Origin of the sequence: Micromonospora sp. II (assembly GCF_001709195.1) — a bacterium.
Lineage (GTDB): Bacteria > Actinomycetota > Actinomycetes > Mycobacteriales > Micromonosporaceae > Micromonospora > Micromonospora chalcea.
Map to the genome: position 1 here is coordinate 262,165 of NZ_LYXF01000057.1, position 22,693 is coordinate 284,857.

Here is a 22,693-nt window from a genome sequence, read left to right on the forward strand (position 1 = left end):
ATCGCCCGGCGGCCGCCCTGATCGAGACCGGTCAGGTGAGCCGGTCGCGGACTGCCGAGGTGTCGACGGTCTGGGTGACGTCCAGCCGGGGGGTGTGCGGCGGGCCGGCGTGGTTCGGGTCGGCCACACCCAGCCGCATGCTGATGTACGGGAACCCCAGGCCGGCGAGCATCTGCCGTAGCACCTCGCGGGTGCCTTCGACCTCCACCACGCCGGACAGCGGCACCAGCGACACCCCGTGCCGGGTGGCGGTGAGCCAGGCGGCGGAAAGCGCCTCACCGGCGCGCAGCCAGCTCATCAGCTCGTCGTCGGCGCCCCAGAGGATCCCGTACACGGCGGTCTTGTCGTGGCCGGGCCCGATCGGCAGCGAGCCGGCGCGGCCGAAGTCGCGGGCCGGAACGGTCGTCTGCGGGGCCTGGTCGGGCAGCACCTCCGGCGGCAGCCCGGTGCCGGTGCCGGCCCGGCTGGTCCAGTACGCCAGTTCCTCGCGCAGCTCCGGGCTGTCGGCCTCGACGGCGGCGGCCTGCTGGGCGGCGCCGGCGAGCTGGATCTTCTGGGTGTCGTCGAGCAGTTGCAGGTTCACGCCTTCCAGCGTGGCCGCCCGCTCGATGTCGTCGAGCGCGGCGGTGGGGATCGGCTCGTCGCTGACCGGCCGCCGGTCGGTGTGCCGCACCTGCATGCACTGCACGACGCGCATGGCGTCGGGGTCGGCGCCGGTGTGCTTCAGGGTGGTGATCCGGGCCAGCAGGTCGGGTTCGGCCGGGTCGGGCAGCCGCTCCACCACCGGGGTCCAGCCCTCGGCGGCCAGCGCCACCCGGGCGTGGTGCAGCGCGGCGCCGCAGCTCACCACCAGCAGGTGACCCTCCGGGTCCATGGCGCTGAGGTGCCGTTCGCGTACCACCCGCAGCTCCAGCGCGTCGGGCAGGACAGTCCAGTGCCACGGCTGCGTGTTGTGCACCGAGGGAGCGTGGCCGGCCATTCCGGCGGCCTCCGCGAGCGCGGTGGTCAACGGGCGATCGCCGGCCGGCGTCTCGTGGCTCATCGTCACGACCTTTCCTGTTTTCCCCATCGTGCCCCACGCCCGGGTGGGGACGCCGTTCCATCCCCCGGATTACCCGTGTCGGCCCGCCCGCCCCACGTCCGGCTGAGACGATCCACACGTGGGAAGCGAACCACGCGAGTGCGTACCCGAGCAGCCGGCCCGTGCCCGGCGGTGGGCGTGGGCCGAGTGGGCGCCGCTGGTGCTGCTCACCGCGGCCGTGCTGGCCGGGGCGGCGCTGTGGTTCGTGGGCGCGCACGACGCCGCCCGGCTGGTCTGGGCGGCGGTCACGGTGGTCGCGCTCGTCCCGGCCGCCTGGACCACGCTGCGCCAGCTCTGGCTGCGGCAGTTCGGCGTGGACGTCATCGCGGTGCTGGCGCTGCTCGGCGCGCTGCTGGTGCGGGAGTTCCTGGCCGGCGCCGTGATCGCGGTGATGGTCGCGACCGGGCGGGCGCTGGAGGAGTACGCCCAGCGCCGCGCCACCCGTGACCTGCGGGCGCTGCTGGAACGCGCGCCCCGGCAGGCGCGGCGGCGGACCCCGGACGGCGGGATCGAGGTGGTGCCGCTGGACCGCGTCGAGGTGGGGGACCGCCTCGTGGTCGGGCCGGGCGACGTGGTGCCTGTCGACGGTGTGGTCGAGGAGGCGGCCACGCTCGACGAGTCGGTGGTCACCGGCGAGTCGCAGCTGGTCACCCGCGCGGCGGGCGACGAGGTCGCCAGCGGCGTGGTCAACGCGGGCGCCGGGTTCGGGCTGCGGGCCCGCCGCAACGCGGCGGAGAGCACCTACGCCGGCATCGTCCGCCTGGCCGGGGAGGCCACCGCCCGCAAGGCGCCGATGGTACGGCTCGCCGACCGGTACGCCGCCGCGTTCGTGCCGTTCACGCTGGTGCTGGCGGGGCTGGCATGGCTGCTGTCCGGCGAGTTCACCAGGGCGGTGGCGGTGCTCGTGGTGGCCACCCCGTGCCCGCTGCTGCTGGCGACCCCGATCGCCGTGGTGTCCGGCCTGTCCCGGGTGGCCCGGCGCGGCGTGCTGGTGCGTGACGGTGGCTCGCTGGAGCAGCTCGGCCGCGCTCGTACGCTGCTGCTGGACAAGACCGGGACGCTCACCGCCGGGCGGCCCCGGGCGGCCGAGGTGGTGGTGGCGCCGGGCGGCGACCGGGACGAGGTGCTGCGGCTGGCCGCCTCGGTCGAGCAGCTCTCCCCGCACGTGCTGGCCGCCGCGCTGGTCCGGCAGGCCCGCGAGCGCGGGCTGGCGCTGGCCGAGCCGACCGATGTCACCGAGGAGCCGGGGCACGGCGTGAGCGGGCGCGTCGACGGGCGGACGGTGCACGTCGGGCAGTTCGCGGGTGAGCCGCCGGAGTGGGTGGGCCGGCTCGGTGAGCGCGCCGAACGGGCCGGGCGCTCCGCGGTCTGGGTCAGCGACGACCACGGCCCGCTGGGCGCGATCCTGCTGGAGGACCCGGTGCGCCCGGACGCCCGGCGGACCGTGCGGCGGCTGCGCGAGGCGGGCCTGACCCGGCTGGTCATGGTGACCGGCGACCGTCCGGGCACGGCCCGCCAGGTGGCGCAGATCGTGGGCGTGGACGACGTGATCGCGCGCTGCTCGCCGCAGGAGAAGGCCGAGCGGGTACGCGAGGAGTCGGCGCACGCGGTGACAGTGATGGTCGGCGACGGCGTGAACGACGCGCCCGCGCTGGCCGAGGCGCACGTCGGGGTGGCGATGGGCGCGACCGGGGCGACCGCCTCGGCCGACGTGGCCGACGCGGTGCTCACCGTGGACCGCCTGGACCGGCTCGCGGACGCGGTCGAGATCGCCCGGTACGCCCGCCGCATCGCGGTGCAGAGCGCCACCGTCGGGATGGGCCTGGCGGTGCTGGCGATGCTGGTGGCGGCCGCGGGCCGGCTGCCCCCGGTGGCCGGCGCGTTCCTGCAGGAGGGCATCGACGTCCTGGTGATCCTCAATGCGCTGCGCGCGCTCGGCGGTGGCCTGCGGCGGCGGGACCTGCCCCCGCACACGGCGGAGCTGATCGACAGGTACGCGGGCGAGCACGGTGGCATCCGGGACGTGCTGGCCCGGCTGCGGGACACCGCCGACATGGTGGCGACCCGACCGGACGACCCGGCGTGCCTGCCGGCGCTGCGGGAGGTGCACCGGCGTCTGGTCGACGAGGTGCTGCCGCACGAGGCGGCCGAGGACCGGCAGCTGTACCCGGCGCTGGCCGGGCCGCTCGGCAGCGACGAGGCGACCTCCACGATGAGCCGGGCGCACGTGGAGATCGTGCGGCTGGTGGAGCGGATCGGCGGGCATCTCACGGCGCAGCCGGACGGGCGGCTGCGCCGTGACGAGGTGCCCGATTTGCTCGCCGCGCTCTACGGCCTGGACGCGGTGTTGCGCCTGCACCTGGCGCAGGAGGAGGAGGACTACTTCTCGCTCAACCCGGAGGAGGGCTCCACCGCGTCCGGCCGCTGAGGGTGGTCAGCGCTCGCGTACCACGGCGACCGGGCAGTGCGAGTGCTGGATGAGCTGCTGGCTGACCGAGCCGAGCAGCATGCCGCGCAACCCGCCGCGGCCCCGGCTGCCGACCACCACGAGCTGCGCCGACCGGCTCGCCTCCACCAGCAGCGCCGACGGGCTGCCGGGAACGGCCTCGACCTCCATCGGCACGTCGGGGAAGCTCTCCCGCCAGGTGGCCAGCTCCGCCTCGGCGGCGGCCCGCTCGGCGGCGGCGGTCTCCTCCGGGTCGAAGCCCGGCGGCACCCACCTGTCGCCGGGCGGCTCCCAGGCCCGCAGCACCCGCAGCGGCACGTCCCGCTGGGCGGCCCGCTCGACGGCGAAGCCGAGCGCCCGCAGCGCCGTCTCCGAGCCGTCCGAGCCGACCACCACCGGCCCGGACGTGGCGGCCTGACCGTCGCGGACCACCACCACCGGGCAGTGGGCGTGCGCTGTCACCGAGACCGCTGTGGAGCCGGCGAGCAGCCCGCCGAAGCCGCCGTGGCCCCGGCTGCCGAGCACCAGCATCCCGGCCTCGGCGGACCGTTCCTGCAGCACCAGCGCGGGCGGGCCGTCGAACACCTCGCCGTGCACGGTGAGGCCGGGCCGGTCGGCGGCGGCGTCCGCCGCCGCCTTGCGGACCAGTTCCTCGACCTGCCGGCGGGCGGCCTCGTCCGGCCACACCCCCGGGGCCACCCCGGGACCGATCCAGCCGGTCACCGTCAACCACTCGAAGACGTACGCCAGCCGCACCGGCCGGCCCGAGCGGCCCGCCTCGTCCAGCGCCCAGTTCAGGGCGACAGCCGCGTCAGGGGAGCCGTCGTAGCCGACGAGGATCTCCTCGTTCATTCGCCACTCCTTACCGCCGGATCGTTCTCGCGGACCCAGCGCCACTCGGCGACGCGGGGGTCGTCCTCGCCGTAGCGCCGGGTGTAGTCGCGGCAGGACTGGCGGGCGTCCACCATGTCCTGACGCAGGTGCGCGGCCCGCGACCGCAGCCCCGGTACCCGGTCGATCACGTCGATGACCAGGTGGAAGCGGTCCAGGTCGTTGAGCATCACCATGTCGAACGGCGTCGTGGTGGTGCCCTCCTCCTTGTAGCCGCGTACGTGCAGGTTCTCGTGGTTGGTCCGGCGGTAGGTGAGCCGGTGGATCAGCCACGGGTAGCCGTGGTAGGCGAAGATCACCGGCTTGTCGCGGGTGAAGATGGTGTCGAACTCGTTGTCCGGCAGACCGTGCGGGTGCTCCGACGGCGGTTGCAGGCGCATCAGGTCGACCACGTTGACCACCCGCACCTTCAGGTCCGGCAGGTGCCGGCGCAGCAGGTCGACAGCGGCGAGCGTCTCCAGCGTCGGCACGTCGCCGGCGCAGGCGAGCACCACGTCCGGCTCGACGCCGTCGTCGGTGCTGGCCCAGTCCCAGATGCCCAGGCCGCGGCGGCAGTGCTGGATCGCCTCGTCCATGGTCAGCCAGTTCGGTGCGGGCTGCTTGCCGGCCACCACCACGTTGATGTACTGCCGGCTGCGCAGACAGTGGTCCATGGTGGACAGCAGCGTGTTGCCGTCCGGCGGCAGGTAGACGCGGACCACCTCGGCCTTCTTGTTCATCACGTGGTCGATGAAGCCCGGGTCCTGGTGCGAGAAGCCGTTGTGGTCCTGCCGCCACACGTGGCTGGACAGCAGGTAGTTCAGCGAGGCCACCGGCTCCCGCCACGGGATACCCCGGGTCACCTTCAGCCACTTGGCGTGCTGGTTGACCATCGAGTCGACGATGTGGATGAACGCCTCGTAGCTGGTGAAGATGCCGTGCCGGCCGGTCAGCAGGTAGCCCTCCAGCCAGCCCTGGCACAGGTGCTCGGAGAGCACCTCCATCACCCGGCCGTCGGGGGAGAGATGGTCGTCACCGGGCACCTCCGCGCCGATGAACGCGCGGCCGGTCACCTCGAACGCCGCGCCGAGCCGGTTCGAGGCGACCTCGTCCGGGCCGAACAGGCGGAACGTCTCCGGGTTACGCGCGATCACGTCGCGGACCCAGGGGCCGAGCACACCGGTCGCGCCGGCCATCGGCTCGCCCGGCGTCGGCACGTCTACCGCGTAGTCGCGGAAGTCGGGCAGCTCCAGGTTACGCAGCAGCCGGCCGCCGTTGGCCACCGGGTTCGCGCTCATCCGGCGGTCACCGGTCGGCGGCAGGTCGGCCACCTCGGCGACCGGGCCGCCGGTGGCGTCGAACAGCTCCTCCGGGCGGTAGCTGCGCAGCCAGCGCTCCAGCTCGGCCAGGTGCTCCGGGTTGTCCCGGACGCCGGAGATCGGCACCTGGTGGGCGCGGAACGTGCCCTCGACCTGCTTGCCGTCGACCCGGGACGGCCCGGTCCAGCCCTTCGGCGTACGCAGGACGATCATCGGCCAGCGCGGGCGTTCCACGCGCTCACCGGAGCGGGCGCGGCGCTGGATCTCGCCGATCTCGTCGACCGCCCGGTCCAGCGTGGCGGCGAGCGACTGGTGCACTGTCGCCGGGTCGTCGCCCTCCACCACGTACGGCTGGTAGCCGAAGCCGCGCATCATCTCGCGCAGATCCGCACGGGGGATCCGGTCCAGCACGGTCGGGTTGGCGATCTTGTAGCCGTTGAGGTGCAGGATCGGCAGCACCGCGCCGTCGCGGGCCGGGTTGAGGAACACGTTCGACAGCCAGCTCCCGGCCAGCGGGCCGGTCTCCGCCTCGCCGTCGCCGATCACGCAGGCCACCAGCAGGTCCGGGTTGTCGAACGCGGCGCCGTACGCGTGGCTCAGCGCGTACCCCAGCTCGCCGCCCTCGTGGATCGAACCCGGCACCTCCGGCGCCACGTGGCTCGGGATCCCGCCCGGGAAGGAGAACTGGCGGAACAGCCGCTGCATGCCGGTCTCGTCGCGGGGGATGTGGTGGTACAGCTCGCTGTAGGTGCCCTCCAGCCAGGTGTTCGCGACCAGCGCCGGGCCGCCGTGGCCGGGACCGGTGACGAAGATGGCGGACAGGTCCCGGTCGACGATGACCCGGTTGAGGTGCGTGTAGAGCAGGTTGAGCCCGGGGCTGGTGCCCCAGTGGCCCAGCAGGCGCGGCTTGACGTGCTCGGGTCTGAGCGGTTCGCGCAGCAGCGGATTGTCGAGCAGGTAGATCTGGCCGACGGTCAGGTAGTTCGCCGCCCGCCAGTAGGCGTCCAGCCGGCGCAACTCGTCCTCGGTCAGGGGGCTGTGCAGGTTCACCGCGGTGTCCATGCTGCCTTAGCCTCTCGTGGCTCGGGATCTGCTGCCACTCGGGGACCACGTCTTCTTCCCCGGCGGGTTCAGCTTCGCCCCGGTCCGGGGCCGCCGGTCAGGGCCGTAGGTCCCGCCTCGGGTGGGCGTCACGATCCGTCCCCGGCGCCCGTGTCGAGTCCCCGTACGACGATCAGCGGGGCCGGCGAATGGTAGAGCAGGGACTGGCTGACCGCGCCCAGAGTCGACCGTACCGGCCCGTCGCCGCGGGCGGCGACGACTGCGAGCTGCGCCGCGCGGGACCGGTCGAGCAGGACGGATGTCGGCTCACCGTGGACGGTGAGGCAGTCGGTGGTGACCCGGGGGTGCCGGACGGCGTGCCGGTTCACCGCCTCCTCCAGCAGCCCGTCGTCGCCGTCGCCGCACCCGGGCTCGATCACCCGGACGGCGAGCAGGCGGGCGCCGCGGCTCTCCGCGCAGTCGAAGGCGTATCCGAGTGCGGCGCGGGAGCTGGCCGACCCGTCGAAGCCGACGACCAACGGTCCGGGCGGGGCCGGCTCGGCGCGGCCGACAAGCACCGGGCAGCCCGCCCGGGCGGCCACCTCCACGGCCGGCGTGTCGGTGGGTACCGAGTGCGGGCGGGTCGACATGCCGCCGTCACCGAGCGCGATCAGGAACGCGGTGTCGGCGGCCCGCAACAACGCCTCGACGGGTGAGCCCTCGACGATCTCGCCGCTGACCGGCACCTCCGGCGCGCACTCGGAGGCTGCCTGCCCGGCGGCCTCCAGCAGGTTCTCCGCGTCCGTGCGGCTGCCGCCCGCCGGGGCGGGCCCGGGCGTCGCGGCCCAGTTGAACGCGTGCAGCAGATGCAGCGGCCGGTGGTGGGCGGCGGCCTCGGCGGCGGCGGTGCGGACCACCGCCAGATCCTCCGCCGACCGGCCCACGCCGACGACCACCGAACCGTGGCTGGGTGCGGCCACCCCGGCTCACCTCCCGACCCCGCTTTTTACTCACCGTAGTCGCGGGACCGGGTGCGCCGGACCGGGTCGGCGGAAACCGGCGGTCAGCGCGGGGCGGGCAGGGCGGGGTGGACGCGCAGCACGACGACTGTGGCGTTGTCCTCGCCGCCCTCGTCGAGGCTGGCGGCGAGCAGGGCCTCGGCGGTGCGCGCCGGGTCGCGCCGGGCGGCGAGCAGGTCGCGCAGCCGGTGGTAGCCGAGCTGGTCGCTGACCCCGTCGGTGCACAGCAGCCAGGTGTCGCCCCGGCGCAGCGGCACGGCGAGCAGGTCCGGCTCGGGCCGGTCCGGGTGTCCGACGTAGCGCAGCAGCTGGTAGCGGGCCCGGGCCGCCTCCGGCGAGTCCGGCGGCCACCAGCCGTGCAGCAGACCCAGCCAGGCCATGGTGTGGTCGACCGTCACCAGCTCCAGCAGCCCGTCGCGCAGCCGGTACGCCCGCGAGTCGCCGAGCTGGACCAGCCAGCCCTGGTCGCCGTCGGGCTGGACGACGAGCGCGGTGAGCGTGCATCCGGTCAGGCCGGGCTGCGCCGCTCCGGCCTGGCGTACCCGCCGTTGGGTCTCGGCGACGGCGGCGCGCAGCCCGGTGGGGCCGACGGCGGGCCAGTCGGCGCGGACCCGCGCCACGAACGTCTCGGCGGCGGTGGTGCCGGCGATCCGGCTGCCCTCGCCGTCGCCCATGCCGTCGCAGACCACCGCCAGCGGCAGCTCCGGGTCGACGTGCAGCACGTCGTAGTTCTCCGGGTAGCGGTGCCCGACGACGCTGCCCCCGGCGATCTCCAGGGTGAGGCGGCCGGCGGTGAGCCGGCGCGCGGGCTCGACCGGCCGGTCCAGCGGACGGCGGCGGAACACCAGCGGAACCTAACACCGGGACGGGCCGGGGTGTGGAATCTTCAGGGCGCATTTTGGTACTGGCGGTGGTCGTGAGCGGCCTGCGCGGTCAGGGCCGGCGCAGTGGCGCGAGCGCGTCGGCCCAGACGGCCACCTCGGTGAAGAGCTGGCGGAGCATGGTGTCGTGGCGGTCGCCAGGAGTGAACGTGGTGAATGCCGCGAAGTCGGTGGCGAGTGACAGGCTGACCTGGGTGCGTACGCCTGCCAGCTGAAGACCTGCCGTGATGAGGCGTAGGTGTTCCACCGCGCGGGCGCCGCCGACGTTGCTGCCGTAGGAGACGAATCCGGCCGCCTTGTTGTTCCACTCGCCGTAGAGGTAGTCGATGGCGTTTTTCAGCGCCGAGGGAATCGATCGGTTGTACTCCGGAGTGACGAAGACGTATCCGTCGAACTCGGCGATCTTCTTGCTCCAGTGCCACGTGTGAGGGTGGGTGTAGGAGCCGAGTAGCGGTGACTGCGGCTCGTCGAAGACCGGCAGGTTGTAGTCCTTGACGTCCACCACCTCGACGTCGACGCCCTCGTGCCGGCTGCCGTGCTTCGCCACCCACTCGGCCACCTGGTGACCGACCCGGCCGGGGCGGGTGCTGCCGAGGATGATCCCGATGTTCGTCATGAGTGATCCGTTCTCGTCGATTCGAATTGCAGGGCGGCGTCCAGTCCGTTCAGCCGCAGCACGCTGGCGCCGCGCAGGTGCGCGAGGTCGGAACTGCCGTCCCCCGTGTATCTGAGAAAAGTCACCTGTTCGGTCCACTCCAGGCGGGTTCCGGTCGTCTCGGCGCCGAGCCGGATGGTGACCAGCGAGGTCCATCGCAGTTCGTCGTCGACGACGGCCTCGTAGCCGTAGACGATCCGGCGCGCGTCCGCGATGTCGATGTACCGCGACCGGTATTCCAGTCGCTCGGGTGCCGTGTCCGGCACGGTGAAGGTGCTGCGTGCCGTCTCGCCACCACCCACCCGGAAGTCGTGCTCGTACGAGGCTCCGCTGCCGGGAAGCCGGAACCATCGGCGCCTGATCGTGGTGTCGGCGAAGGCGGTGAAGACCTCGCCCGGCGGCCCGTCGAGGTGCCGCGTGATCGTGAACGTGTCGTGCCGGACCATGCCGTCCTCCCGCTGTCACGGCCACGAATGGGTGACCGCACGCCAGTTACGATTAGTAAGAAACATGCGTCCAACGGATTTAGTCCGGCCGCCCGATACGCACTTTGAAGTCAGTTACTGACGCGCGAGGAACGGAAGAGCATGGCAAGCCTCCTTGGTGCCGAACTTGCGCAGCGCGGGGTCGCGCCGGACTGCGTTCAGACGATCGAGCTCGTCCGTGACGTGCTGGCGCGGGTGGGCGACAAGTGGACGCTGCTGACTATCACGGCCCTGGCGTCCGGCCCGCTGCGCTTCACCGCGCTGCACGAGCAGGTCGCCGGCGTCTCCCAGCGGATGCTCGGCCAGACGCTGCGCGCCCTCAACCGCGACGGGCTGGTGACCAGGACCGCGTACCCGGAAGTGCCTCCGAGGGTCGTGTATGCCCTGACGCCGCTCGGCCGCTCACTGGGTGAGGCCGTGAGTGGACTCGTGCACTGGGTTCGTGATCACCAGAGCGACATCGTCCGCAACCGTGACGAGTTCGACCGGACGTCCACCGCGAACAAAACCACCCCGCCCCGGGCATAGTCCCGCCCCGGGGCGGCGTGCCGGGCCGCGTGTCAACCGGGGTTGACACGCGGGTGCTTGTCAACCTAAATTGACAGCATGAGTCAGGCGACGGAACTCGCGGCGGCGGCCGGCAGCACCGACCCCAAGATCGGCCTGCGTGCCGTGCTCGCCCTGCGCCGGCTGCTGGAGCGGCTGGAGGTGATCCAGGTGGACAACGCCCGGCGACAGGGCTGGTCCTGGCAGGAGATCGCCGACGCCCTCGAGGTCAGCCGGCAGGCGGTCCACAAGAAGCACGCCGGGCGACCGGCGGTACGCGACAGCTGGGAGGCGTGATGTTCGAACGATTCACCGACCGGGCCCGTGCCGTGGTGCACCACGCGCTCGACGAGGCCCGCACCGAGGGACGGCGGCCGGTCGGCACCGAGCACCTGCTGCTGGGCGTGCTCGCCGACCGCGACAACCTGGCGGTACGGCTGCTCGCGGCCGGTGGCGTCGAGGCCGACGCCCTGCGCGCCGCGGTGGCCCGCCACACCGCGCAGGGCGTGGACGGGCTCGGCGCGGCGGACGCCGCGGCACTGCGCGAGATCGGCATCGACCTCGCCGCGATAGTGGCCCGGATCGAGGAGTCCTTCGGCCCGGACGCGCTGCGTGAGGCGACCCCGCGCCCGCGCCGGTGGTGGCGTCGCGGGACGCACCACGGCACGTTCTCGCCCCGCGCCAAGAAGGTGCTGGAGCTGTCGCTGCGCGAGGCGCTGCGGCTGCGCCACCGGCACATCGGCACCGAACACATCCTGCTCGGCCTGCTGCGCGAGGGCGACGGCCTGGCCGCCGCGGTGCTCACCGAGGCCGGGGTGGACATCGACGACCTGCGACGCCGCATCGACACGGCGCTGCGCGAGGCCGCCTGACCCGTACCCGGTTTTCAAACCTGTTTGCGGTCATCGCAACGTCCCGCTGCGCCGGGTCGCCGTCACGCCCCGTGTCCTGCACACTGACGCCGTGGACGGTGCAGACGACAAGCGCCCGGTGAACGCGGAGAACCGCACCCCGCGCTCGGCAGTGGTGGTCAACCCGGTCAAGGTGGCCGACCTGGACGAGTTCCGCCGGACCGTGGAGGGCGCGCTCGCCGCCGCCGGCTGGCCGGCCCCGACCTGGTACGAGACGACAGTCGAGGACCCGGGCCGCGGGCAGACGGAACAGGCGGTGAAGGCGGGCGCGGAGGTCGTCTTCGCCTGCGGCGGCGACGGCACGGTGATGGCGTGCGTGACCGCGCTGGCCGGCACCGACGTGGCGCTGGCGGTGCTGCCCCAGGGCACCGGAAACCTCCTCGCCGCCAACCTCGGCCTCTCGAACGACCTGGCCGCCGGGCTCCAGGTCGCCGTCGAACGCGGGATGCGCCGCCTCGACGTCGGCGTGGTCGGCGACCAGTGCTTCGCGGTGATGGCCGGGATGGGCTTCGACGCCCAGATGCTCGACTCCACCTCCGAGACCACCAAGAAGCGGATCGGCTGGCCGGCGTACCTGATGGGCGCCGCCCGCCACCTGCGCGACCGGCCGATGCGGGTCTCGGTGCGCATCGACGGCCGCCCGCCGCTGCGCCGCCGGGCCCGGTCGGTCCTGGTCGCCAACGTCGGGCGCCTGCAGGGCGGGGTACGCCTGCTCACCGACGCCGAGCCGGACGACGGCTGGCTCGACGTGGCGGTGCTGACACCGCGCGCGCTGCGTCACTGGCTCGCCATGGGCTGGGCGGTGCTGCGCCGCCGCGACAGCGTGCCCCGGATGGAGGTGTTCCGGGCCCGCTCGGTCGAGATCACCAGCACCCGGGCGCAGCCCCGGCAGCTCGACGGCGACCTGATCGAGCCGGGCCGCTCGCTGAAGGCCACCATCCGCCCCGAGTCGCTCTGGCTCTGCGTACCGCGCCCCGAGGAGCACCCCGACCTGGCGGTGGACGCCGACGCGGTCGGCGAGCGCGGCGAGCACCTGGTCGAGGAGGCCCGCCGTGAGTAGCACCAAGCTGGTCCCCGAGACCCGGTTGATGACCGAGAACGAGCTATCCGCCGACGACGCCTGGCACACGCTGCGCCGGCACGGCGGCTGGTGCCTGCTGCGGGACGCGTTCGTCCGGTTCCGCTACGGCGACGGATTCAGCCACTCCCGGGCGCTGGGGTTGCAGCTCTGCCTGGCGGTGGTGCCGTTCCTGATCGCGCTCACCGGCCTGATCACCGACCTGGGGGTGGACGAGGGCGGCAAGGTCGTCGCGGACACCGTACTGGCCATCACGCCCGGCCAGAGCGAGGCGATGGTGCAGGACCTGCTGACCGACAGCGAGCGCAGCGAGGACGCCGGCGAGCTGGCGCTGACCCTCGGCCTGCTCACCGGGCTGGTCGCGCTGACCACCACGATGGCGCAGATCGAGCGGGGCGCGAACCGGATCTACGGCGTCGAGCGGGACCGTCCGGCGCTGGCCAAGTACCTGCGCGCCACGGTCCTCGCGGTGGTCGCCGGCGTACCCGCGCTGGCCGGCTTCCTCATCCTGGTCGGCGGCCGGGCGATGGGCGAGTCGGTACGGCGGCACTACGAGTGGGGCGACGCCGCGATGGCCGGATGGGACGTGATCCGCTGGCCGCTGAGCCTCGGCCTGACGGTGATCGCCGTGGCGGTGCTGTTCCGGCACGCGCCGCGCCGCCGCCAGCCCGGCCTGTCCTGGCTCGTCTTCGGCGCGGCCATCGCCATCGCGATCTGGTGGCTGGCCAGCCTGCTGCTGGCCGCCTACGTGAAGTACAGCGGCGGATTCGGCCAGACCTACGGCGCGTTGACCGGCATGATGGCGCTGTTGCTCTGGGCCAACCTCACCGGCATGGCGCTCTTCGGCGGGCTGGCCTTCGCCGCCCAGCTGGAGGCGATGCGCATCGGCGTGGAGGAGCCGGCCCAGCCGGATCTGTGGCAGCCGGAGGCGCACCGCGAGGACCTGTTCGACACCGGTGAGATGACCTCGCTCTGACGCCGCGCCGGTCCGGCGTGTACGGGACACGCCGATCGGGTACAGCGCGCCTCGCAGAGGAACGAGGGAGGTGCGGTGTGACCGCGGTCAAGGAAGCCGGGCGCCGGCCGCTGGGCCATTTCGCCGAGCGGAGTCTGGCGGGCCTGCTCGCCGTGGCCGGTGCGGGAGTCGGGTTCGGGCTGCTCCTGATGCTCGTCCGGTTCCGCTGGAGCCCGCTGCGCGACGCCGATCATGCGGCGGCCGAGTGGTTCAACGGCCTGGTGGCGCCGCACGGCCCGCTGGTCACGGTGCTCCAGGCGATCACCGACCTGGGCGGCCGGCCGGTGCTGATCTGGCTGGTCACCATCGCGGTGGTGGGTCTGCTGATCCGCCGCCAGTCCCGGCTGGCGGTCTACCTGATCGTCACCGGCGTGGGCGGGCTGATCCTCGACCCGTCGCTCAAGGCGCTCGTCGGCCGGCTGCGCCCGGTGGTGGACGTGCCGATCGCCGACGCCCCCGGCAACAGCTTCCCCAGCGGGCACGCGCTCGGCTCGTTCGTCGCGTACGGGGCGCTGCTGCTGGTGTTCCTGCCGGCCATGTCGCCGCGCTGGCGCAAGCCCGCCATCGCCGTCGCCGCCGTGCTGGTCTTCCTGGTCGGGCTGACCCGGATCGCGCTGGGCGTGCACTTCGTGTCCGACGTGATCGGCGGCTGGCTGCTCGGCGCGGCCTGGCTGGGCGTCACCGCGTACGCCTTCCGGTTGTGGCGGCGCGAGCGCGGCCGGCCGGTGCCGCCGCTGCGCGAGGGCCTGGAACCGGAGGCGGGCGACGAGCTGGCGCTCGCGCCGGACGAGGAGAAGGTGCTGGAGCACCCCCGCTCCGCGGTGGCCGAGCTGCTGGTCGGCTGGGTGCTCGTCTTCGGCGCGCTCTACGCGTTCGGCATGTTCGTCAGCTACCACGCCAAGGGCACGTTCTTCGACACGCTCGACACGAAGGTGCCGCGCTGGTTCGCCGAGCGGCACACCGACGCGCTCACCGACCTGAGCTGGTGGTGGAGCAAGTTCGGCGACACCCACGCCATCCTGCTGGTGTCGCTGGTGTTCTGCCCGATCGTGCTGGCCGTGTGGCGGCGCTGGCGGCCGGTGCTGTACGTGGTGCTGGCGATGTTCGGCGAGCTGAGCCTCTTCCTGGCCAGCGCCCGGGTGGTGGACCGGCCCCGGCCGCCGGTGGAGAACCTGGACGGGCAGATGCCCACCTCGTCCTTCCCGTCCGGGCACATCGCGGCCACCATCTGCCTCTGGGCGGCCATGGCGGTCATCGTGTTCCCGCGTACCGACAGGTGGTGGCGGTGGCTGTTCGTGGRCATGGCCGTGCTGATGCCGGTCGGCGTGGCCACCTCCCGGATGTACCGGGGCATGCACCACCCGACCGACTTCATGGGCGCGATCCTGCTCGGCGCGCTCTGGCTGTCGCTGCTGTACTGGGTGATCAAGCCGAACGCCGACGTGCACGAGGGCAACCAGCCGGCGATCGAGTCCGAACAGGTCGACGAGCTGGACGACGAGCTGGCCAAGGCCGCGCGGCCGGACTGAGCCGATGCTGCGGGTGATGACCTGGAACATCCGGACCGGCGGGCGGGACGCGGGCGGCGCCGACCGCCGGGACCGGATCGTCTCGGTCGTCACCGCGCAGCGCCCCGACGTGCTGGCGTTGCAGGAGCTGCGCGGCATGGACGCCACGCTGGGCGGCCTGGCCGACCGGCTCGGGATGGCGGCGTACCTGGCCCGGTCCTGTCTCGGCCAGCCGGTGGCGGTGCTGGTCCGCTCGCCGCTGCGGGTGCTGCGCGCAGGCCGGGTCCGCCGCCCGTTCCACCACGCCGCCGCCCGGGTGCAGGTCGCCACCGGCGCGGGACCGCTGACCGTGCTGAGCACGCACCTGTACCCCTACTCGGGTGGGCGGCGGCGGATGGAGGCGGACTGGCTCGCCGCCGCGCTGCGGCGGACCGGGGGAGAGCTGGCGCTGCTGGCCGGGGACCTGAACACGCTGGAGCCCACCGTCGACCACACCGCCCGGCTGGCCGGGCTGGCCACTCCGTACCGGCGGCGGCACCTGCGCCGCGACGGCCGTACCGTGGACACCCGCGCGGTGGCCCGGCTGCTCGACGCCGGGCTGGTGGACCTGTGGCCGCGCTCCGGCGGCGACGAGCCCGGCGGCCGGACCGTGCCGACCCGGCACGGCGGCGCCGAGTTCGCCGGGATGCGGCTGGACTATCTGCTCGCCACCCCGGCGCTGGCCGACCGGGTACGCGCGGTGCGGGTGGTCCGCGACGGTGACGCCGACTCGGCGTCGGACCACTATCCGGTGCTGGCCGAGGTGGACCTCACGGCCGGCTGAACAACGCGCCAGCCCAGACCGAAGGCATACGTGGTGCGACCGGCGCAGCCACCCCGTTCTGGTGTCGCCGCCGAGCGCGCCGGGCCGGGTTCTACAGGACCAGGTTGAGCAGCACGGTGAGCACCACCGAGGCGACGATCGAGAAGAGGATCATCAGCAGGCAGCCGAGCCCGCCCCCGGCGGGCCGGATCTCGGTGTTCCCGATACGCATGGCGTCAACTCCTCAGCGGTCACAGCTCCCGCAGCCGGGGCAGCAGCTCCTCCTGGGCCCAGTCGAGGAACATCGGCTGGGTGTCGCCGCCCACCTGGACCAGCGCGACGTGGGTGAAGCCCGCCTCGACGAACTTCTTGAACGCCTCGACGTGCCGGTCGGTGTCCGGGCCGCAGGAGATGCCCTCGGCCACGTCCTCCTCCCGGACGAACCGGGTGGCCGCCTCGAACGACTCCGGGCCGGGCAGGTCGGCGTTGACCTTCCAGCCCAGGCCGAACCAGCGGAACTGGTCGTGCACGATCTTGCGGCACTCGTCCTCGTCCGGGCCGTAGCAGATGGCCACCTGCCCGTAGCGGGGGCGGCCCGCGCCACCGGCCTCCTCGTACATGTCGATCAGGTGCGACAGCGGGTCGGTGGCGATCATCGCGTCGGCGTACTCGGCGGCAAGCGTGGCCGACTGTCGCCCGGACGCGGCCACCGCCATCGGCACCGGCCGGTCCGGGCGGTCCCAGACGTACGCGTCGGGCACGTCGAAGTGGTTGCCGGAGAACGTCAGCGTCTCGCCGTTGAGCAGCGGCCGGATGATCTGCAACGCCTCCTCGAACATCTCGTGCCGCTGCTGCACGTGCGGCCATCCGCCCACCACGTGCTCGTTGAGGTTCTCCCCGGCGCCGAGGCCCAGCGTGAAGCGGCCGTCCGAGAGCACCCCGATGGTGCTGGCCTTCTGCGCCACCACGGCCGGGTGGTACCGCCGGATCGGGCAGGTCACGAACGACATCAGCTCGGCCCGGCTGGTGGCGTGCGCGACCGCGCCGAGCACCGACCAGGCGTACGGGGAGTGGCCCTGGGACTCCAGCCAGGGGTAGTAGTGGTCGGACATGACCAGGTGGTCGAAGCCGGCGGCCTCGGCGCGTACGGCGTGGTCGACGAGTTCCTTCGGGCCGGCCTGCTCGCACATGAGGGTGTAACCGACGTTGACCATGGCACGTCTCCTTCCCGGGCGGATCGTCCCCGGATACCCCGCCCGGCGCGGGTCAACCCTGCTGTCCGCTTTCGCATTCGTCTCTTAACCGGTTCAGTTCATGCGGCGCGCCAAGCGGTGTCGCCTCCCGGCCGATCCTGCTTAACCGGTTGCCTCACGCCTTCCATCGTCCTACGCTGATGCCTGCGTCCGTTCGGGAACCGGGCGGCGGCTACCGGGCTCAGTCGCCACCACCCTCTCACCGTCACCGCACCCCCGCTCGGGCACGGGGGATCCTTCCCCTGAGGACAGCCATGAAGAAACTGCTCTCCGTCGCGGGCGCCGCCCTGCTGACGGCCCTCGCCGCCGTCTTCGCCCTCGGGCAGCCGGCCCAGGCGGCCACCGGCTTCTCCGTCTCCAACGGGCGTCTCTACGACGCCAACGGTGTCGAGTTCGTCATGCGTGGCGTCAACCACGCGCACACCTGGTACCCGCAGCAGACCAGCTCGTTCGCCAACATCAAGGCGCTCGGCGCGAACACCGTCCGGGTGGTGCTGTCCAGCGGCGACCGCTGGACGAAGAACAGCGCCGCCGACGTGGCCAACGTGATCTCCCTGTGCAAGGGCAACCGGATGATCTGCGTGCTGGAGGTGCACGACACCACCGGGTACGGCGAGGACGGCGCCGCCACCACGCTGGCCAAGGCCACCGACTACTGGCTGAGCATCGCCGACGTGCTCAAGGGCCAGGAGAGGTACGTCATCGTCAACATCGGCAACGAGCCGTTCGGCAACCAGGGCTACAGCGCCTGGATTACCGACACGTCGAACGCGATCAAGCGGCTGCGCGCCGCCGGCCTGACCCACACGATCATGGTGGACGCGCCGAACTGGGGCCAGGACTGGTCGTTCACCATGCGCGACAACGCCGGCACCGTGTTCGCCGCCGATCCGCAGCGCAACACCGTCTTCTCCATCCACATGTACGGCGTGTTCGACACCGCCGCCGAGATCAGCGACTACCTGGGCCGCTTCCGTACCGCCGGGCTGCCCATCGTGGTCGGCGAGTTCGGGTTCAACCACTCCGACGGCAACCCGGACGAGGACGCCATCATGGCGTACGCCCAGGCCAACGGCATCGGCTACCTCGGCTGGTCGTGGAGCGGCAACGGCGGCGGCGTGGAGTACCTGGACATGACCACGTCGTTCAACCCGGCCCAGCTCACCAGCTGGGGGCAGCGCATCTTCAACGGCGCCAACGGCATCGCCGCCACCTCCCGTGAGGCGTCGGTGTACGCGAGCACCACCCCGACCGCCAGCCCGACGGTCAGCCCCACCGCGAGCCCGACGACCAGCCCGACCGTCAGCCCGACCCCGCCGCCGCCCACCACGCCCCCGCCGTCCGGTGGCTGCACCGCCACCTACACCGTCGCGAACTCGTGGCAGGGCGGCTTCCAGGGCGAGGTCAAGGTGACCGCCGGAGCGGCCGCGATCACCGGCTGGACGGTGCGCTGGACGTACGCCAACGGCCAGTCCGTCACCCAGGCGTGGAACGCGAGCGTCAGCAACAGCGGGTCGGCGTACACCGCCCGCAACGTCGACTACAACGGCCGCCTCGGCGCGGGCGCGAGCACCACGTTCGGCTTCATCGGCAGCTGGCAGGGCACGAATTCCACCCCCGCCGTGACCTGCACCCCCGCCTGACCCTCTAGTGCGTGATCAAGGAGTTTGTGTCCCGTTCGGACGCCTGCGGTGACACAAACTCCTTGATCACCGGGGTGGGGCGCGGGGTCAGGCCGCGACCACCTCCAGGAGGAGGGCCTGTTCGGGGTGCAGAGCCGGCAGTTGCAGGCCGACCGAGGTCAGCACCGAACCGGTCACCGTGACGCCGTCGCCCGGCCAGGCCAGCCAGCCCGGCGGGGACAGCTCCAGCATCGCCGGCTCCGGCGCCTCGGCGGGCGGACGGACCCGGTAGCGCCGGGCCGGGTCCAGCCCAGGCAGCCGCACCACGCCCGGCACCTGCGCCGCCGAGGTGGCGACCCGGCTGACCGCGTACACCGCGTGGTCGCGGTCGTGGGCGACCACGCCGTGGGCCTGCACGGCCGGGTCCGGGTGGTCGACCCGGACCACCCGGCCGCCGTGCAGCAGCGGGCGCAGCCGCTTGTGCAGCGCCACCCAGGCGGCGAGCTCGGCCCGCTCGGTCGCGTCGATCGCGGTGATGTCCCACTCGATGCCGTAGTGGCCGAACAGCGCGGTGACCGCCCGGAAACCCAGGTCGTGCACGCGGTGCGTGGTGTGCGAGCGCTGCGGCCCGATGTGCGTGCCGATCAGCTCCGGCGGCAGCAGCAGGCCGGTCCAGCGCTGGATGGACAGCCGTTCCAGCGCGTCGTTGCAGTCGCTGGCCCACACCCGGTCGGTGCGGCGCAGGATCTCCAGGTCGACCCGGGCACCGCCGGACGAGCAGCTCTCGATCTCGACGCCCGGGTGCCGGGCGCGCAGCTCGTCCAGCAGCCGGTAAACCTCCAGGGTCTGCGCGTGCACGCCGGGCCGTCCGGCGTGCCCGGCCTCGGTGAGGTCGCGGTTGTGGTCCCACTTCAGGTACGCGATCCCGTCGTGCTCGCTCAGCACCGCGTCGAGCCGTTCGAGCAGGTACGCGTACGCGTCCGGGTTGGCCAGGTCGAGCACCTGCTGGTGCCGCCACGGCGGTGGCAGCCGGCCCGGCGTCTGGAGCACCCAGTCCGGGTGGGCGCGGAACAGGTCGGAGTCGGGGTTGACCATCTCCGGCTCCACCCAGAGCCCGAACTGCATGCCGTGCCCGCGTACGTGGTCGATCAGCGGCTGCAACCCGTCCGGCCAGACCTCGCCGTCGACCCACCAGTCGCCGAGCCCGGCCTGGTCGTGCCGCCGGCCCCGGAACCAGCCGTCGTCGAGCACGAAGCGTTCCACGCCGACCTCGGCGGCGGCGTCGGCGAGCGCCCGCAGCCGGTCCAGGTCGTGGTCGAAGTAGACCGCCTCCCACACGTTCAGCGTCACCGGCCGCGGTGTGCGCGGGTGCGACGGGCGGGCCCGCAGGTGCGTGTGCAGCGCCTCGCTGAGCCCGTCCAGCCCGTCGGTGGAGTGGGCCGCGTAGAGCAGGGGAGTGGCGTACTCCTCGCCCGGCCCGAGCACTACTTCGCCGGGCGCCAGCAGCTCACCGCCGCCGAGCGTGGACTCGCCTGTCGGGCGGCGCTCGGCGGCGGTGACGTGGTCGCCGCTCCACGCGGTGTGCACCGCCCACACCTCGCCGTGCCGGAAGCCGAACCCGGCGGTGCCCGCGACCAGCAGCAGCGTGGCGTCGTGGCCGGTGCGGCCGTGCCGCCCCTCGCGCACCCACGCGCCCATCGGCCACGGGTGCCGCTGCGGCGCGCGTTCCCGGCACCACCGTCCGGTCAGGTCGAGTAGTTCGGTGGCGACCGCCGGCACCGGCAGCACGGGCGTCAGTTCCCGCAGCTCGTACCGGCAGTCGCCGTCATTGCGCAGCCGGTGCCGCAGCGTCAGCACACCCGCCGGGTCCAACGTGATCTCGACGGTCAGGCTCAGCCCCGCATCCGCGTCCGCCGCCCGCACCACCACCCGCCCGGAGGAAAGGAAGGGCCCCTTGTTAACGCCTGGTGCATGTAAAGGGGCCCCTCCTAACAGGTCGGGCGACTGCGCTGCGGGCTCGTCGTGCACGTCGAGGCCGGTGAGGCGGAACGCGGTGGACCAGTCCCGGCCGTCGCGGTGACCGGCGAGACCGGGCCGCCCGCTCCACCCGGCGCTCGCCTCGGGCAGCAGCGACAGCACAGTGGGCGCGTCGAAGCTGCTCGGCACCACCGGCGGCACCGTGGCGTCGGCGAGCGCGGGCAGGTCCTCGTCGGGCAGCGGGCCGAGGTCGGCGCCCCAGTGCACGACCCGGGGCAGCCCCGGGCCGCGTGCGTCGAGCACCAGGCTGGTCCGCGCGCGGCGCAGATGGACGATCGTCATCCCTTGGAGGCTCCCAGCGTCAGACCCCGGACGAACTGCTTCTGCAGCAGGAAGAAGATCACCAGGGTGGGGATCGCGACCAGAACCGAACCGGCCGAGACCAGGTTGTTGTCGGTGAAGAACTCGCCGCGCAGGTTGTTCAGCGAGCTGGTGACCGGGAACTTGTCGCCGGTACGCATGAGCACAGTGGCCCAGAAGAACTCGTTGTAGATCCAGGTGACCTCGAGCGTGGCGAGCGCGGCGAGCGCCGGCCGGCACAGCGGCATCGTCACCTGCCAGTACTGCCGCCACACGTTCGCCCCGTCGACCATCGCGGCTTCGTACAGCTCGTGCGGCAGCGCCTTCATGTAGTTGCTGAGCACGAACACGCAGAAGCCGCACTGGAACGCGACGTTGACCAGGATCAGCCCCCAGTAGCTGTCGTACAGCAGCTCCGAGTCGCTCATCCAGGCCGGCAGCGGGATCTCGGTGAACATCCGGAACAGCGGGATGAGCAGCGCCTGCTGCGGCAGCAGGTTCGCCGCGGTGAACAGGCCGAGCAGCGCGATGTTGAGTTTCCAGCTGAACCGGGCGATCACGAACGCCACGCACGAGGCGAGGAAGAGCGTGAGCAGCACCGCCGGGACGGTGATGTACGCCGAGTTGAGGAAGTGCTTGCCGAACTCGGCGGTGCGCCAGGCGGTGACGTAGTTGTCGACGGTCCAGCCGCCGAGCGACACGTAGCCGTTGGCGGCGGTGTACTCGTAGGAGCGGAACGAGGTGAGCACCGCCCACAGGATCGGGAACAGCCAGCCCACTGCGACCGTACCCAGGAAGAGGTGCAGGACGACCCGGGCGGGCCGCACGGGTCGGCGGCGGCCGGCGGAGACGGCGGTCATCGCTTGTCCTCCCGCATCACGGTCCAGAGGTAGATGGTGATGAAGACGAGCGAGACGGCCAGCATGATCGTCGCCAGCGCGGAGCCGAAGCCGATCCGGCTGGCCTCGCCGACCACGTTCTGGGTGACCAGCGCGGAGATCAGCTCCAGCCCGTTGCGGCCCTTGTTGATGACCCAGACCAGGTCGAACGCGCGCAGCGACTCGATCACCGTCACCACCAGCACGATGATGTTGATGGGGCGCATCACCGGGAAGACGACCCGGAAGAACGTGCTGGTCTCCGAGGAGCCGTCGACCGCGGCGGCCTCCCGCAGGGACGGGTCGACGCCCTTGAGGCCGGCCAGGTAGAGCAGCATGATGTAGCCGACGTGCCGCCAGCCGGCCGCGACCAGCACGGCCCAGATGTTGACGTTCGGGTCGCCGTACCAGTCGGTCTCGCCGCCGAACACGCCGTTGAGCAGCCCCTGGTCGCGGCTGTAGATGAGCTGCCAGACGAAGCCGATGAGCGCCAGCGACAGCACCACCGGCAGGTAGAGCGCGGTCTGGTAGAAGCGGCTGCCGCGAATCTCCTTGTCCAGCAGCACGGCGAGGAACATGCCGAACGGGGTGGCCACCACGAACAGCGCGGCCAGCCAGAGCAGGTTGTTCTGCACCGCGGGGACGAACGGCGGGTAGATGTTCACCACGTCGTCGTAGTTCTTGAGGCCGACCCACTCGATCTCGGAGACCGGGCCGATGCCGTCCCAGTTCGTGCCGGAGAGCAGCACCGTCGCCACCGCGGGCAGCCAGACCAGGCCGGCGACGAGCAGCAGGGGTACCAGCACCATGAGCGTGATGACCACGCGGTCGGTGCGGGACAGGAGCCGTAGCCGGCGACCGCGACCACCGTTGCTGGTGGTCGCGGCCGGCGGCGGCACGGCGCGATCCGCTTGGATCAGGGGCAGGTCGGACATGATGTCCTTCC

At 72.6% G+C, this 22,693-nt stretch carries 20 protein-coding genes; 9 read left to right on the forward strand and 11 right to left on the reverse strand.

Annotation, left to right across the window (positions count from 1 at the left end; all coding sequences use genetic code 11):
• Nucleotides 1–31: 31 nt before the first annotated feature.
• Nucleotides 32–1,069 carry a nitroreductase gene (locus A8711_RS24505; RefSeq protein ID WP_255365683.1) on the reverse strand — a complete coding sequence of 346 codons (1,038 nt, stop codon included), beginning with the start codon at nucleotides 1,067–1,069 and terminating at the stop codon, nucleotides 32–34.
• 91 nt (nucleotides 1,070–1,160) lie between these two features.
• On the opposite strand from A8711_RS24505, the gene A8711_RS24510 reads away from it, so the two are divergent.
• The gene (locus tag A8711_RS24510) at nucleotides 1,161–3,509 is read left to right on the forward strand and encodes a heavy metal translocating P-type ATPase (RefSeq protein ID WP_069089419.1); all 2,349 of its coding nucleotides are present in this window, start codon (nucleotides 1,161–1,163) and stop codon (nucleotides 3,507–3,509) included.
• A gap of 6 nt (nucleotides 3,510–3,515) precedes the next feature.
• On the opposite strand, the gene A8711_RS24515 is transcribed toward A8711_RS24510, so the two are convergent.
• The 6 genes from A8711_RS24515 to A8711_RS24540 all read right to left on the reverse strand — a co-directional run bounded on the left by A8711_RS24515 (nucleotide 3,516) and on the right by A8711_RS24540 (nucleotide 9,758).
• The gene (locus tag A8711_RS24515) at nucleotides 3,516–4,379 is read right to left on the reverse strand and encodes a universal stress protein (protein ID WP_043325569.1); all 864 of its coding nucleotides are present in this window, start codon (nucleotides 4,377–4,379) and stop codon (nucleotides 3,516–3,518) included.
• Nucleotides 4,376–6,778 carry a phosphoketolase gene (locus tag A8711_RS24520; protein WP_069089420.1) on the reverse strand — a complete coding sequence of 801 codons (2,403 nt, stop codon included), beginning with the start codon at nucleotides 6,776–6,778 and terminating at the stop codon, nucleotides 4,376–4,378. The genes A8711_RS24515 and A8711_RS24520 overlap by 4 nt, the downstream gene beginning before the upstream one ends.
• 128 nt (nucleotides 6,779–6,906) lie before the next feature.
• Nucleotides 6,907–7,737: a universal stress protein gene (locus A8711_RS24525; protein WP_064447207.1), complete on the reverse strand. Its 831-nt coding sequence runs from the start codon at nucleotides 7,735–7,737 to the stop codon at nucleotides 6,907–6,909.
• A gap of 83 nt (nucleotides 7,738–7,820) precedes the next feature.
• The gene (locus A8711_RS24530; protein WP_043325565.1) at nucleotides 7,821–8,621 is read right to left on the reverse strand and encodes a PP2C family serine/threonine-protein phosphatase; all 801 of its coding nucleotides are present in this window, start codon (nucleotides 8,619–8,621) and stop codon (nucleotides 7,821–7,823) included.
• 88 nt (nucleotides 8,622–8,709) lie between these two features.
• The gene (locus A8711_RS24535; protein WP_069089421.1) at nucleotides 8,710–9,273 is read right to left on the reverse strand and encodes an NADPH-dependent FMN reductase; all 564 of its coding nucleotides are present in this window, start codon (nucleotides 9,271–9,273) and stop codon (nucleotides 8,710–8,712) included.
• Nucleotides 9,270–9,758 carry an SRPBCC domain-containing protein gene (locus A8711_RS24540; RefSeq protein WP_069089422.1) on the reverse strand — a complete coding sequence of 163 codons (489 nt, stop codon included), beginning with the start codon at nucleotides 9,756–9,758 and terminating at the stop codon, nucleotides 9,270–9,272. Before A8711_RS24540 ends, A8711_RS24535 begins: the two co-directional genes overlap by 4 nt.
• A gap of 141 nt (nucleotides 9,759–9,899) precedes the next feature.
• On the opposite strand from A8711_RS24540, the gene A8711_RS24545 reads away from it, so the two are divergent.
• The 7 genes from A8711_RS24545 to A8711_RS24575 all read left to right on the forward strand — a co-directional run bounded on the left by A8711_RS24545 (nucleotide 9,900) and on the right by A8711_RS24575 (nucleotide 15,678).
• Nucleotides 9,900–10,325, forward strand: coding sequence for a helix-turn-helix domain-containing protein (locus A8711_RS24545; RefSeq protein WP_069089423.1), 426 nt, complete (start codon nucleotides 9,900–9,902; stop codon nucleotides 10,323–10,325).
• A gap of 78 nt (nucleotides 10,326–10,403) precedes the next feature.
• On the forward strand, nucleotides 10,404–10,640 hold the full coding sequence (locus A8711_RS24550; RefSeq protein ID WP_064447208.1) for an HTH domain-containing protein: 237 nt from the start codon (nucleotides 10,404–10,406) through the stop codon (nucleotides 10,638–10,640).
• On the forward strand, nucleotides 10,640–11,215 hold the full coding sequence (locus A8711_RS24555) for a Clp protease N-terminal domain-containing protein (RefSeq protein WP_064447209.1): 576 nt from the start codon (nucleotides 10,640–10,642) through the stop codon (nucleotides 11,213–11,215). The genes A8711_RS24550 and A8711_RS24555 overlap by 1 nt, the downstream gene beginning before the upstream one ends.
• A 91-nt stretch (nucleotides 11,216–11,306) precedes the next feature.
• Complete coding sequence (locus tag A8711_RS24560; RefSeq protein ID WP_043325560.1) at nucleotides 11,307–12,314, forward strand: diacylglycerol kinase family protein; 1,008 nt, start codon at nucleotides 11,307–11,309, stop codon at nucleotides 12,312–12,314.
• Complete coding sequence (locus tag A8711_RS24565) at nucleotides 12,307–13,308, forward strand: YihY/virulence factor BrkB family protein (RefSeq protein WP_043325557.1); 1,002 nt, start codon at nucleotides 12,307–12,309, stop codon at nucleotides 13,306–13,308. The genes A8711_RS24560 and A8711_RS24565 overlap by 8 nt, the downstream gene beginning before the upstream one ends.
• 77 nt (nucleotides 13,309–13,385) lie before the next feature.
• Nucleotides 13,386–14,876: a phosphatase PAP2 family protein gene (locus A8711_RS24570; protein WP_069089424.1), complete on the forward strand. Its 1,491-nt coding sequence runs from the start codon at nucleotides 13,386–13,388 to the stop codon at nucleotides 14,874–14,876.
• A 4-nt stretch (nucleotides 14,877–14,880) separates the two neighbouring features.
• Nucleotides 14,881–15,678, forward strand: a complete 798-nt coding sequence (locus tag A8711_RS24575; RefSeq protein ID WP_069089425.1) for an endonuclease/exonuclease/phosphatase family protein — start codon at nucleotides 14,881–14,883, stop codon at nucleotides 15,676–15,678.
• A 230-nt stretch (nucleotides 15,679–15,908) separates the two neighbouring features.
• Here the strand turns inward: A8711_RS24575 and A8711_RS24580 are convergent, their stop codons facing one another.
• A complete protein-coding gene (locus tag A8711_RS24580; protein WP_043325553.1) occupies nucleotides 15,909–16,871 on the reverse strand; it encodes a TIGR03557 family F420-dependent LLM class oxidoreductase in 963 nt (320 codons plus the stop codon).
• Nucleotides 16,872–17,164: 293 nt separating this feature from the next.
• Between A8711_RS24580 and A8711_RS24585 the strand changes: the two genes are divergently transcribed.
• Nucleotides 17,165–18,553: a cellulase family glycosylhydrolase gene (locus A8711_RS24585; RefSeq protein WP_069089426.1), complete on the forward strand. Its 1,389-nt coding sequence runs from the start codon at nucleotides 17,165–17,167 to the stop codon at nucleotides 18,551–18,553.
• Nucleotides 18,554–18,640: 87 nt separating this feature from the next.
• On the opposite strand, the gene A8711_RS24590 is transcribed toward A8711_RS24585, so the two are convergent.
• From A8711_RS24590 to A8711_RS24600, 3 genes are read right to left on the reverse strand one after another with little or no spacing between them, the layout of a single operon-like run.
• Nucleotides 18,641–20,851: an alpha-galactosidase gene (locus A8711_RS24590; RefSeq protein ID WP_069089427.1), complete on the reverse strand. Its 2,211-nt coding sequence runs from the start codon at nucleotides 20,849–20,851 to the stop codon at nucleotides 18,641–18,643.
• Nucleotides 20,848–21,729, reverse strand: a complete 882-nt coding sequence (locus A8711_RS24595) for a carbohydrate ABC transporter permease (RefSeq protein WP_013284905.1) — start codon at nucleotides 21,727–21,729, stop codon at nucleotides 20,848–20,850. The genes A8711_RS24590 and A8711_RS24595 overlap by 4 nt, the downstream gene beginning before the upstream one ends.
• Entirely contained in the window at nucleotides 21,726–22,682 is a 957-nt protein-coding gene (locus A8711_RS24600) for a carbohydrate ABC transporter permease (protein ID WP_064447215.1), read from the reverse strand. Before A8711_RS24600 ends, A8711_RS24595 begins: the two co-directional genes overlap by 4 nt.
• Between the last annotated feature and the right edge of the window lie 11 nt (nucleotides 22,683–22,693).